Origin of the sequence: Okeania sp. SIO2C9 (assembly GCF_010672455.1) — a bacterium.
GTDB lineage: Bacteria > Cyanobacteriota > Cyanobacteriia > Cyanobacteriales > Microcoleaceae > Okeania.
This window is the reverse complement of record NZ_JAAHGO010000139.1, coordinates 1-11,786: the sequence shown is the minus strand read 5'-3', so window position 1 is coordinate 11,786 and position 11,786 is coordinate 1. Positions and strand designations below refer to the sequence as shown.

Below are 11,786 nucleotides of genomic sequence, written 5' to 3'. Positions count from 1 at the left end.
ACCGCATTTTGAGGGCAGGTAATATTCCGTCTCTGGCAAGTATTATTCGCGATCGCTCTTCTGTTAGTTCCTTTGGTTGGTCTTGGCAATTATAATCATTGCCTACCCCATCATATTGAGTGGATACAATACTTTGATGATTTACGATGATAACTTAAACAAATCACAGTCTGAGATGAGTGACTTATTGGAGTTTTAACCAAAAGGTTTCCCCATAACCTCCAAGACTCTCGATTAAAAGGCGTTGGCGGAGCAAGTGTGGCAGCTATATCGCCACTTTTCAATTAATTCTGATTCTAGCTTTTGTCTTAACTTCCTATCTGGAGTATAGACAAGATATGTAGAAAATAGGACATTATGATAGACTTAGACAAATTAGATTATGTTCGGGAATGTCTTTGTTTAATAAGATTCTTTGATAGATTTTAATCATTATTGACTTCTGAGTTGGCTAGTTTTTCATCTTGAAAAGCTTTGATTTTTTCATACAAACTATCAACAGTTTCTCCGGCAAATAATTTATCTTTTAATTCTAAATAATCACCATGCCCTAACTTGCAAATCGACCAAAATCTCATCACCTTAGAAGTTTCTAAATGTTCGAGCAAAATCTGAAAAACTTCTTGCACAATTTCATAATCATTATCAATATTAATTTTCATTTTCTAACTCCTTAATAAAATCAATGGGGTTAATAGCTTGAATGGATAAAGATTTACAACGATTAAGTAAACGTTTATCGCAAGTAATAAAATAATCACAGTTTGAGGCTTCAAAGCAAGCAACATGAAGAGCATCAATTGGTTTAATTCCTTCTATTTCTAGTTGAAAAGCTCTGTTTTTAATTGATTCATTAACCAGTTGCTTAAAATTGGATTTTTTCAGATACTCATTAATTGCATTTCTATGTTCTAGTATAGGATGTTTTTGGTTTTCATATTCTAGGACAAATGAATTAACTGATTGGATTTTTTTCGTTTCAATTAGATTCAAAATACTAATTGTAGCTTGCATTTCTAAAAAGATGCTTACCTGATTTTTATCGTCATAGAGGCGATTATAAACACTGGTATCTAAATAAACCCTAATCACCTGCGTGTTACCTCCTCAATCAATCGCGCTATGCAGATTTTTCAGCTTTAGGTTTTTTCTCAAATACTTGAATATTTGGATTCTCCAGTTTAAATCCATTCTCTGTGCTTTCTCCCATTTTTCCAGCAATAGCTCCTACCCATTGGGGATAATTCTCTGCTGCTTGTTGGAGCTTTTTAAACATTTTGGGCTTGACAGTTATACTAACAATAATACCTTCAGCATCTAACTCAAACTTTTGCCATCCATTCTCAACGGTTTCTGCCTCTGGTAGTTCGGAAATCTTGAGAACCACTTCCATTTTTGCTACTACACTCATAATCTTTTCCTTTAAACTTATTGCTATAGTATGTTATGTGTTATTTTAAATTTTTGTTTTTGTTTGGGTCAAGCTGTAGAACAGCTTAACCAGATATGCTGCTTTTTGTCAAGTTGCGAATCGCGTAAACGCCCATTAAATTACTTGACACGGTTTAAATTACTCACCATAAACATTCAACAATTTACCAGTTTCTTGCCTCAACTCTTTCAGATAATTTTGCAAGGCATCTTTACTATTTTCTTCGGTTACTAATTTATTAGAAAATGCTACTTTTAAAGCCTGGTCACAATTATTAAATGGAACAATCTTATTTTTCACATTTTCAAAACCAATTTCTTCTATATTTTTTAAGATTAACTGCTCCAAACACCAAACTTTCCCTTCTAGGGATTCTATTACATCAGTAAATCCTGAATTGTTTAAAGCTCTTAAGCAACGTTTATCACCTGTTAATAAGTAATGACTGCCTCCCTGCTGATTGAGATAGCTAACATAGCTAATTAAAATTGCTTCTCCTTGGTCAATTGTATTATTTTTAGCATCACTTTCTTGATTGTAGTTAAGCAGTTGATTATATAAATTTATGATACTGCTATTGTTAAAAGTTTCCTCAGAAAGTTTAGCTAAATTTTCAGTAAGCTTTAATGCTTTTTCTAGATTATATTTATCAACTTGGTCGCGACTTTTTTTACCTCTTTTTCGTTTAATTGGCTTACTGATTTTATATCTAAAGCTATCAAGTATTTTGACTTGTTTTGGCTCTACATCAAGAGTGTTAAGAGTGTCTTCAAATAAATCACAAGTAGCTAGTTTGAGAATTATATCATTGTCTAAACAGTAAAATGAACCAGGCAAAATTTAAACTCCTAACACCCTTTCTAAATACTCATAGTTTTCATCATTAAGTTTATCCCAATCTATTCTATCAGCTAAATATTCATTAATAATTTGTTGCCCTTTCCGTTCAGGGTCTAATTTATCTAAAGCTTTATTAGCCAATCCCCAATTATTGGGATGATGCCAAGCATGATTCAGCACTATAAATTCTGGTTCAACAGTAGGATTTTCGTTATGTTTTTCTTGAGCTAGTTTGATTAACTGTTCGTGACGATAAATTTTCTTGTATCCTAAAGAATTATCACAATTATCTAATAATAACTCAGTGGCAAATTTATTAGCTTGATTTTCTTCATCATCATTACAATTAGAGTTAATTTCTTCATCTACTAATAGACCATCTTGTAAATGTCCTAATACTAAATGTCCTAGTTCATGGGCTAAATCAAAAGCTATAAGAGCAGACTGTGTATATGTTGAACTTAGGATAATTACCGGACTATTTGATTGCCATTGAATTAATCCTGCTATTTTTTTGATTGTTTTAGACTCAGGAAAGTTATTAAAATAAGCAATAATAATTCCTTGATTCCAACAATACTTCAGTAAAGAAGTTAAATTAACTGTGGGAGCTATTTTTAATATGTCAGCTCTAATTTCTTTGACATTTGTAGGTAAAGGAGTAAAATTAACTTCTGTAGCAAATGCAATTAATTCAGCTACTCGACTGGCTAAAGCCTGAGCAACATCAGGGTATTTATTATGTTTGCTGCTACGTTGTTTAAATTTAGTCTGGGGTGGATGATTAAATTTAACTGTTTCTGTTTCATCTAACAAAGATTTTAAGTCAAGGTTGAGGCGTTCTGCGATGTAACCTGCACCTTCTAAAACAGCAAAGGGTTTATTATTGAGTTCGTCATCCCACCAACTGGGTAAACCATTTGTTCTGATGTAGCTATTGTTAAAACCAAGGAGTGAAAGTTTAGCAATTAGGCTAGACATTGTTAGTGTTTTTGTCATGTTTTATCCTCCTTAATCTGCTAAAATTTCAAAGTTTTATCCTTATTTTTATCATCGTTTAGGGATAACTTTTTTATTATAACATTTTTTTTGAATATATATCTAAATTAGTCATTAAAGGCCATTTTGTGGCCTTGATAAAATGTGTTAAATGTTTAATTTTTGTTGTCCTAATTGAGTAAATGGAAAACTTTTTAATGTGATCAATTTATCTGAAATAATGGTGATGGTGTTGGGTGTGAGGGTTCTGGAGAGTAGCGATCGCTGTGGAAATTGCAATCAACCTGTTATGTCTCTCACATTTCGCTTCTGTCCTTATTGCGGTCAGCCTTATCAGACTACCTCTAAAGAATAAGAAAATCTTATTAAATCAGCCAGAATCTTAGATTTTTCAGGCTCTGAAACCCTTGTATAGAGAGGGTTTCATTTCTATATTGCCTAAGAGTGACAGCTTCGCTATATTTGACCCAAATTGCGAATCATAAAAAACCACAGAGTAACAAAGACACAGTCAAGAAGCTTGTTTAAAATGCTGCAATATTGCAGCAAGTTTTCTCGCTGATAAGTTCATTACCAAAAGGACAAAGGTAATTGTCTTGATTCTCCAACAGCTAGTCCAGAGTGTAGGAGACTATACTTACAAACCTTAAAGTTTGTAAAAAAGTTAGGTAAGGTTTTTGAACTAAATTGAAGTGCCTGGTAGCCACAAAATCTTTTCCTAACCCTATAGACTGTAGGAAAAGATCTCTAGTCATCTCTATGCCAGTTTTAAGTCCTTCAACTATGTGGCCAAATCAACTGAATTTTTCAATTGCTCAATAGTTAAGCCTAGAATTTTCCGGCAATCCTATAGGTTTGGTATTAGCAATTTGCTAGAATTTAAAGTTTTTCGGCCACTTTAGATAAGCCACTCAGCTAAGAGCAGCCAGGGAAAAATAAAGAAATTTGCATTCCACCGCCCCCGCCGGACTTGTCCTGTTCAGATATAAAGGAAAAATTTGGGGAGTCGGTAATAGTGGTGAACATCGCTAATACCGACCCCGACCCCCACAACCTCGATCGCGATAGGGATGGTGTGGGATGCGAGTAGTACAATGTATTCTTGTGCTACAATATTAAATAATCAATTACTCTTGAAAAATGTACAAAAACCAGTTAACTTTGCTATCTTAAGCATAACTGAAATTTGTACAATTATCAAGATATGCAAAAAACTAAACAGAAAAATCCTAATTATGGTGGTGCTAGACCAGGAAGTGGGAGGAAAAAGAAGTCACCAACAAAGGCAATTCGGGTAAGGGAGGATGTCGCTATTGAGCTAGAAATCCTACTCAAAGCTGAGGGAGCTGATTATGTGTTAGAACTGTTGCATAATCAACATGCAACACAGCAAGATACAAACAATGAACTACCTCCAAAATTATCAAAAGCTTTGGAGGATAAAGCTTTGGTGAAAATGCTAGAATCAATTTTTAGTAAATTTTCCCCTGTTGACTTTATTGCCTATTGGTCAGATATTGACTTTACTGAAATAGAAATAGAACCTACAGCGCCGAGCGCATTATGTGGGGCTGCAACCAAAAAAACAAATACAGTAAGCAATCCAGGCGTTACTGTGGCTAAGAATGCGACCCCAGAAAAGTCAAAAGTTGTTTCAGTAGTTGAGTTTTCAGACTATAAAAGTTCGGATGGAAATTTCTTAACCAAAGAGCAAGCTGATATTCTAGAAGCTGTTCGCGATCGCCTTTCCCAACCTCAGAAAAAAGGATTATTAATTGAGGCACTAGCGGGAACTGGAAAATCAACAATGTTGGCAGAAATAGCTAAAGTTTTGAAGGATGAGAAATTATCCCCACTAGAATGTCGATTTGTAGTTTTCGGTAGGAAAAATAAACAAGATTTAGCCGAGAAATTATCAGAGATCAAATGGGAAAAATCAGTTCAAACTCTTAATAGTTTGGGTTATGAAATGTTAAGAGATGCACTAGGTAAAAATCATAAACAATTCAGATTAAATAATGGAAAGTATGAGAAAATAGCTCAAAATAAAGGTTACTTAGATTCTTATAATAAATGGGGCGAAAAAATACCAGGTAAGTTACAAATTGAAAATCACAATGGAGAGTTAGCTATTAAATCAAAGGGAGATTTTGTAGATTTATTAGATAAAATGAGACTGCATTGTTATTTTGTGGATGAGATTAGTAAGGATGATATATGGGAGATTGTGGGTAAATATGGAATTGAGATATTTAAAAGTAGGCTAGGTGAAATAACTCAAGCTGTTTGTGATGTTTTAGAGGCAGGTTTAGAAGATGGAATTAATAAGTTAAATATAGATTTTTTAGACCAAGCTTGGCTACTTTGGCATGACCAAGATGTTTATAGGAATCTGTTTAATAAATGGTCAAATAAATTAAAGGTTATTGGTATTGATGAATGCCAAGATACAGACCTTTTACAAATTGAGTTTATCAAGCTAATTCATAATCCTAATATAAACTTTATTATACCAGTGGGAGATAGGTTTCAAGCTATCTACTCGTTCCGTGGGGCAATGACAGATGGAATAGATGTAATTAGTCAAAAATTCAATTGTGATAAAATGCCGTTAACGACTAACTGGCGATGTGGCCAAAAACATTTAGAATTAGTTAGAGAAATTTACCCAAATATTAATATAAAACCTTCCCCTACAGCTCCAGATGGGGAGATAAGAATTATCAAGGAAAATCACTTTTTAGATATATTTGATGAAAGCGATCGCTCCTTATCTTTCTTTGGTATTTGCAGGAAAAATGCACCTTTATTAATTTTTGCAATTCGATTATTAACTGCTGGTTATCCAGCCAGAATTAAAGATAGAAATTTAGGGACAAAGTTACTAAATAAAGTTAAGGAAGTTGTTAGAGGTAATTATGATGTAAATGTCTTTTTGAACCAAGTAGAGGAATGGTTTAATTTTCAGGCTAATTCAATTAACAAATTGCCAGAAAAAATCCAGGAGCAAAAACTGACAGAGCTGAAAGATTATAGAGATTGCTTGGTTGCTTTGTTTGGTAAATTTCAACCTAAATCTCTGAACGATTGGAAAACAGAGATAGATAAGATTTTTGATGAATCAACTACTACTAAAAAGATTATAGATTTATACACAATTCATAGTGGTAAAGGTGGGGAGGGTCATTATACTTTCATCCTTTATCCTGAGAATATGCCGATAGAATATGAAAAGCAATCCAGGGAGGAAAGGCAACAAGAACAACACATGATATATGTTGCTTTAACTAGGTGTTTAGCTCGTGCTAAAGGTGGTATTTTATGGTTGGTTTTGGAGGGTAAAAAGGATACTGTAACCTATCCTAAATGGCTACCACATGATTACCGGAAACTATGGAAAGATGATAGTCAGCCTTTTAATCCTGATGATTATGACGATTTAGAGTTATGTGAGGATGATTATTTTTAATTTCAGGATGCAGCGATCGCTTCCTAACAAAAACAAACCCGTGCGAGTAAAATCGTTTTTGTATCAAAGTTTTAATACAAAGTTTTGATACAAAACAGGAGAAATCTGAACTTTATCATTTTATTTTTTACATTAATTTTGTCGAACATAAATTCCACAAAATTGAATAATTGATATCATCCTAGAATTAGTATCAATCCCTATTAGGGATTAAAAGCACAATTTATCCTCTTATCTTGTTGTGTGAGTCATGGAAAATATAGTATAATAAATTTATCTAGAGAAAATTGCTGTCAACATTTTCTCTAGAAATGACCAAGGCCAACACCACTGTACTCGCCAAAGTGTTGTAGTGTTGGCCATCTATAAATATATTATAGTCAATGCAAGAAAAAAATTCAATAAACGTCATAGAACGTAATGGCCAATTAGTAGTGGATTCTCGTTTGGTTGCTCAGGAATTAGGAATCAAGCACAAAACATTTATTCAGACAATTCGGAAGTACAAGACTGAGATAGAACAAGGGTTTGGGCAACTGCCATTTGAAAAAGCAGTTGTAAGTGGTCACAACGGGGGTGGTAATTCTGAAACGTTTTGCTACCTGAATGAACACCAGGCCAGCTTTGTAATGACACTTAGCCGTAACACAAGCCAGGTAGTAGAATGCAAACTAAAATTAGTTGAAAGTTTCCGACAAGCTCAAAACTTACTAAAGGAGAAACAGCAAAGCTCTATAAATCCTATATCTGATATACAAGTGTTGCGTGGGATGCTTGATACTATTGAAAAGAATGCTGTTTTGGCTCAACAGAATAGCAAGTCAATAGCTACCCTTGAGTCTAAAATCTCAAATTTGGAGATCGAGAAACAAGAATTAGAACACAAATTAGAGGAGAAAGCTAAGGAAGATAAGGAAGTCATAGAAAGCGTAGCTATGCTGTCTGAGGCTAACTCCAATGAGTTAGAGCGATTCAAGAACGGACATGGCTATTGGTATAGTGTTATTGGCTATGCAGCAAAGCATGGTTTAGGGTCTTTCTCTGCAAAAACAGCAGCAGTTATAGGCCGAAAAGCGACTGCATTGTGTAAACGAATGGGAATAAGCCCAGAAAGAGTACCCGATCCTCGGTTTGGCTATGTAAATACCTATCCTGAAAATATCCTGGCTGAAGTGATGTAGCGATCGCGCAAAAAAAACCGTAGGATGCACACCTACGGTCTTCTCAGCCAAGCGTTGCAGCCTTAGCAGTTTTAGGATTAGCATGAATATATCGCAGAATAAATACGCGTTTTAATTCTCAAATGAATAAACAAATAGTCCGCTCTACCATAGTAGCTCTTATCTTTATAATAGGGGCCAGTGTAACAACTTTAAGTCAAAGTCAAGCTTATTACATAGCTTCTTCTGACTCTTCATCAGAATCAGAAGATAACATTTTACCAGAATTACTCGCTGATTTTGTGCTGGAAGATGTCTCTCAAATATCTGGTCTAGGGATGGAGGAACTTAAGATTGTCGATTATAAAAAACATACTTGGCCAGATGGCTGTATGGGACTGGAACCCTATAAACCTCCTATAGGATCGAGAGAGGTGGCAGGAGGTTGCACACGGGGAGGAGTTTCTGGTTGGATTGTCACTGTAGAAAGTGAAACACAAAAATGGATTTATCATGCTAGTTATTCTGGGGTACGTTTAGCGAGTCATTCTCAAAAAAAATGAATATGCTTTAATCCATTATTTCACAATAGTTTTGAGCTGCTTTTCATCCCATGAGGCGCTAGGGTTTAATAATCGCGATCGCTCATCGGTCTACCTAATTGAAATCTTAGACCCAACTTCTTCAAAGTCTAAGTAATAGAATAATTAACAGGCTAGATACCAGACAGGCAAAAGTTGTCCTGATTGAATTCCATAGGAGCCAACGTGGTTCAAAGTCCATACGAGCTGCTTTTTGTGCAGTTTCATCCAGATCGTCAACATTCAGCATTTGCAGTTTGTTATTCAAGGGTATGTTAATCGTGAAAGTTGGCAGTTGAACAACTAGAAGGTAAGCAAATACCGCACTTATTATGAGCCAACGCTCCGCTCCCTCCAATTGCCCGATGCCAAGCACAACTGAAGCCACTAGAGACACGATTGAGCCAACCCAGACTAACACAAAAATCGGCTGATTATTTTGAATAATGCCATCCATTACCTGAAAAGCTCGGATAAACTCCCGATCGCTTAAAGTCTTGATTCCCGGCATGACTACTACAGCAAAAGCCAACACGAAGCCTGCTACCAGGGAACACAGCAATGTAGCCAAGAGCAATGTAATCTGAAAGACTCCTTCTATTGACATGGGAAAACCTCATCGGCAGGCTGAGTACAGCCTACTTGTCTGTGTGTACTTTGTCAAGCTTTTCTTATGCAGATTTTTCAGCTTTAGGTTTCTTCTCAAAGACTTGGATGGCGGGATTTTCTAGTTTAAATCCATTCTCTGTGCTTTCTCCCATTTTCCCAGTGATGGCAGCAACCCATTGGGGATAGTTTTCTGCTGCTTGAGTTAACTTTTTGAAGATTTTTGGTTTGACTGTGATACTGACAATTATGCCGTCAGAATCTATCTCGAAGTATTGCCATCCATTCTCAACTGTTTCAGATTCAGGTAGTTCGGAAATCTTTAGAACCACTTCCATTTTAGCTGCTATAGTCATAACTTTTTCCTTCAAACTTATTGCTATTTAATGTTATTCAAAATTTAATTATAACACAAAATAGCGCTTAATTAAAAGTTTCAATTGTTCAACTCCCCAAAGTGTTTTATTTCCTGATTTACCTTTAGCAATGAATTTCCAACCACCAATAATACAGTAGCTTTCACCTTGAATTTTTCTAGGTTTTCTACCTACTATTTCCTCAATCTCTTTAGTAGTCAAAAGCAAATTTTCTTGTTCACATTCCTTTAATGCTCTATTTTTTTCTAATGGATTTTTCGGAGGATTAAGATTATTAATAATCACCCCGACCAAACTTTCTAAAAGAACTTCAGCATTTGCACCCTGTACTGTGGGCTGTTCAGTGAGAAGCCCCTTTTTAGCCTTTTCTTGTTCTGTACTGTGTACACTGGACTGTACAGTTTTAGCTGATACTACATTGACTTGAGACGGTCTAACAAAAGTGGACATTTTATTTCCGGCCTTAATATGTTCGTGTAGTTGGTCTAGATGTACCAATTGTTCTGGAGTAGCAAAAGCTTTATCATTATCATCTTTAGCCAATTCAAACCCTAAAACTTTTAGACGAGTGTAGAGTGCGGCACGAGAGCTTAAGTCGTACCTTAATAGTAATTCCTGGACATTCATTGTTCTGTATACTGTACTGTATTATGTATAGTATACAGTACTGTTGTCACTGTACATAGTACAAAGTTTTAGTCAAAAAAGGCCAATATTAAGTCCTCGTCTTGAGCATAAATTAATATCAAATAATTAAAAAATCCCCATAAGTTTTGAAGCTTCCTCCGATTAATTTATATTTAGTGTTTTCTGAATTTATTGATTAATAATAAACCCAAAACTACACCAGCAATAACCATAATATTGTCTATCGTTTTGTAAGCATTCAGCCGTCAGCTATCAGCCATCAGCTATTGCTTGCGCGTTTGAGATAAAAGCTTTACCAATTGAGCCAGAATTTATACTTACTATATAAAGTTTGCTGAAACAGTCTATGTTCATTAAAACTCTAGAGCTGAAAGCTGTTTGCGCAGCATTCCGCAGGAAATGCTTACATCGTTTTTTGACTAACTTCTATATCTGATAGCTGATAGCTTGTTAATATTATTAATATTTACTCTTTGAAAACTTTTGAAACTATATAAAGTCAATGAAGACTATTCGCGGAACAACGCGAATAGGTGAGGACTCTTGGCCGTCCTCACACTCCTGCCAGGGTTGTTTTTTAGCTTTAACTTCGTCAAATCTAAAAAACAACCTCAGATTAAAACTTTGTAATTACTTTCTAAACTTATTAATTAACAATAAACCAAAAACAACACCACCACCAACCATAATATTGTCTATTGTTTTTTGACTAACTTCTATATCTGAAACCTTGAAAGTTTGACGCTTAATTTCAGAAGAAGTAGTCGTTTTTTGTTCAACTTCTAATAATGGTTGATAACCAGGTAAAACACAGCCAATACCACCACCATTTGCCAGACAAACTTTTTGCCTATCTGATAAATTAGAAAACTCTATATCTGAATCATTACTGTGAAACTTAACCCTGACTTTCTCACCCTCCACAAATAATGTATATGGTGGTAATTTTGGCTGTATAATCTCTGTATTTACTTCTACATTTGGAGTCAATTTTTCCGTTTTAGGCTTCTGACTAAATACCGCCACTAAGCCACCCCCTCCTAATACTAAACACAATCCTACAACTGGCAAAATTGTTTTGATTATTTGAGGAATTAAACTTGGTTTATTTTCTTGGTTCGGCTGTAATGCTTGCTTCATAGTTTTTGCTCCTATTTAATAAATTTTATCTGTAACTTTATTTATAGAATATTCGTTGTAACCGCGATCGCCTACCTCGCGCAGCTTCCTTGATGATTTTTAAGATTTCCCAGAAAAACAGAAACACAAATAAAAACGCTGAACATCCCATAAAGCATGAAGTAACATCGGCTAACAACATCTAATCAACATCTGCTGTACCTGGGGCAACATCAGATGTGTCATTGGTTGTGAATATAAAGCTTGTTTTACCTCCTACCTGCTTCTCTGTTACACTACCAATACCTTTTTCTGCAAAATCTTTGAGGATTGATTTAATAGTATTTGCGTTGAGCTTATACTTTTTAAACTTAATTTGTACTTCCCTAGATGTGACTGACTTTTGCATAGCACAAAAAGCTAATATCTGTAGCAGCCAGCAATAAGATTGTCCTCGACCAGCAATAACGATCATTTTGAGCCAGGATTAATTGCAACTAGATTTACTTTTGAGCCAGAATTAACTGCAACTGAGCCAGGATTAAATGCAACCAG

Annotated in this window: 14 protein-coding genes; 4 read left to right on the top strand and 10 right to left on the bottom strand. The window is 35.0% G+C overall.

Annotation, left to right across the window (positions count from 1 at the left end):
* Positions 1-425 precede the first annotated feature (425 nt).
* The 5 genes from F6K23_RS38730 to F6K23_RS38710 form a co-directional block, all read right to left on the bottom strand.
* The gene (locus F6K23_RS38730; protein ID WP_293166274.1) at positions 426-662 is read right to left on the bottom strand and encodes a hypothetical protein; all 237 of its coding nucleotides are present in this window, start codon (positions 660-662) and stop codon (positions 426-428) included.
* Positions 652-1,092, bottom strand: a complete 441-nt coding sequence (locus F6K23_RS38725) for a PIN domain-containing protein (protein ID WP_293166272.1) — start codon at positions 1,090-1,092, stop codon at positions 652-654. The genes F6K23_RS38730 and F6K23_RS38725 overlap by 11 nt, the downstream gene beginning before the upstream one ends.
* A gap of 28 nt (positions 1,093-1,120) precedes the next feature.
* Positions 1,121-1,411, bottom strand: coding sequence for a fertility inhibition FinO-like protein (locus tag F6K23_RS38720; RefSeq protein ID WP_293166270.1), 291 nt, complete (start codon positions 1,409-1,411; stop codon positions 1,121-1,123).
* A 159-nt stretch (positions 1,412-1,570) separates the two neighbouring features.
* Complete coding sequence (locus tag F6K23_RS38715) at positions 1,571-2,269, bottom strand: hypothetical protein (RefSeq protein WP_293166268.1); 699 nt, start codon at positions 2,267-2,269, stop codon at positions 1,571-1,573.
* A 3-nt stretch (positions 2,270-2,272) separates the two neighbouring features.
* Positions 2,273-3,271 (bottom strand): ImmA/IrrE family metallo-endopeptidase, encoded by a 999-nt coding sequence (locus tag F6K23_RS38710; RefSeq protein WP_293166266.1) that lies wholly within the window; start codon positions 3,269-3,271, stop codon positions 2,273-2,275.
* Between the two features lie 199 nt (positions 3,272-3,470).
* On the opposite strand from F6K23_RS38710, the gene F6K23_RS38705 reads away from it, so the two are divergent.
* The 4 genes from F6K23_RS38705 to F6K23_RS38690 all read left to right on the top strand — a co-directional run bounded on the left by F6K23_RS38705 (position 3,471) and on the right by F6K23_RS38690 (position 8,463).
* The gene (locus F6K23_RS38705; RefSeq protein WP_293166264.1) at positions 3,471-3,626 is read left to right on the top strand and encodes a hypothetical protein; all 156 of its coding nucleotides are present in this window, start codon (positions 3,471-3,473) and stop codon (positions 3,624-3,626) included.
* Positions 3,627-4,457: 831 nt separating this feature from the next.
* A complete protein-coding gene (locus F6K23_RS38700) occupies positions 4,458-6,740 on the top strand; it encodes a UvrD-helicase domain-containing protein (protein WP_293166262.1) in 2,283 nt (760 codons plus the stop codon).
* A gap of 383 nt (positions 6,741-7,123) precedes the next feature.
* Positions 7,124-7,921, top strand: coding sequence for a Rha family transcriptional regulator (locus F6K23_RS38695; protein ID WP_293166260.1), 798 nt, complete (start codon positions 7,124-7,126; stop codon positions 7,919-7,921).
* Positions 7,922-8,043: 122 nt separating this feature from the next.
* Entirely contained in the window at positions 8,044-8,463 is a 420-nt protein-coding gene (locus tag F6K23_RS38690) for a hypothetical protein (RefSeq protein WP_293166258.1), read from the top strand.
* A gap of 121 nt (positions 8,464-8,584) precedes the next feature.
* On the opposite strand, the gene F6K23_RS38685 is transcribed toward F6K23_RS38690, so the two are convergent.
* The 5 genes from F6K23_RS38685 to F6K23_RS38665 form a co-directional block, all read right to left on the bottom strand.
* Entirely contained in the window at positions 8,585-9,058 is a 474-nt protein-coding gene (locus F6K23_RS38685) for a DUF1772 domain-containing protein (RefSeq protein ID WP_293166256.1), read from the bottom strand.
* 94 nt (positions 9,059-9,152) lie between these two features.
* Complete coding sequence (locus tag F6K23_RS38680; RefSeq protein WP_293166254.1) at positions 9,153-9,443, bottom strand: fertility inhibition FinO-like protein; 291 nt, start codon at positions 9,441-9,443, stop codon at positions 9,153-9,155.
* A gap of 48 nt (positions 9,444-9,491) precedes the next feature.
* Positions 9,492-10,091, bottom strand: a complete 600-nt coding sequence (locus F6K23_RS38675; RefSeq protein ID WP_293166252.1) for a hypothetical protein — start codon at positions 10,089-10,091, stop codon at positions 9,492-9,494.
* Between the two features lie 651 nt (positions 10,092-10,742).
* The gene (locus tag F6K23_RS38670; protein ID WP_293166250.1) at positions 10,743-11,252 is read right to left on the bottom strand and encodes a hypothetical protein; all 510 of its coding nucleotides are present in this window, start codon (positions 11,250-11,252) and stop codon (positions 10,743-10,745) included.
* Between the two features lie 181 nt (positions 11,253-11,433).
* A complete protein-coding gene (locus tag F6K23_RS38665; RefSeq protein ID WP_293166248.1) occupies positions 11,434-11,640 on the bottom strand; it encodes a hypothetical protein in 207 nt (68 codons plus the stop codon).
* Positions 11,641-11,786 lie beyond the last annotated feature (146 nt).

What these genes read in the sequence shown, in the direction of transcription:
- F6K23_RS38665 (WP_293166248.1), bottom strand. Translation starts at nt 11,640, where the DNA reads ATGCAAAAGTCAGTCACATCTAGGGAAGTACAAATTAAGTTTAAAAAG.
- F6K23_RS38690 (WP_293166258.1), top strand. Translation starts at nt 8,044, where the DNA reads ATGAATAAACAAATAGTCCGCTCTACCATAGTAGCTCTTATCTTTATA.
- F6K23_RS38720 (WP_293166270.1), bottom strand. Translation starts at nt 1,411, where the DNA reads ATGAGTGTAGTAGCAAAAATGGAAGTGGTTCTCAAGATTTCCGAACTA.
- F6K23_RS38680 (WP_293166254.1), bottom strand. Translation starts at nt 9,443, where the DNA reads ATGACTATAGCAGCTAAAATGGAAGTGGTTCTAAAGATTTCCGAACTA.
- F6K23_RS38710 (WP_293166266.1), bottom strand. Translation starts at nt 3,271, where the DNA reads ATGACAAAAACACTAACAATGTCTAGCCTAATTGCTAAACTTTCACTC.
- F6K23_RS38670 (WP_293166250.1), bottom strand. Translation starts at nt 11,252, where the DNA reads ATGAAGCAAGCATTACAGCCGAACCAAGAAAATAAACCAAGTTTAATT.
- F6K23_RS38730 (WP_293166274.1), bottom strand. Translation starts at nt 662, where the DNA reads ATGAAAATTAATATTGATAATGATTATGAAATTGTGCAAGAAGTTTTT.
- F6K23_RS38675 (WP_293166252.1), bottom strand. Translation starts at nt 10,091, where the DNA reads ATGAATGTCCAGGAATTACTATTAAGGTACGACTTAAGCTCTCGTGCC.
- F6K23_RS38695 (WP_293166260.1), top strand. Translation starts at nt 7,124, where the DNA reads ATGCAAGAAAAAAATTCAATAAACGTCATAGAACGTAATGGCCAATTA.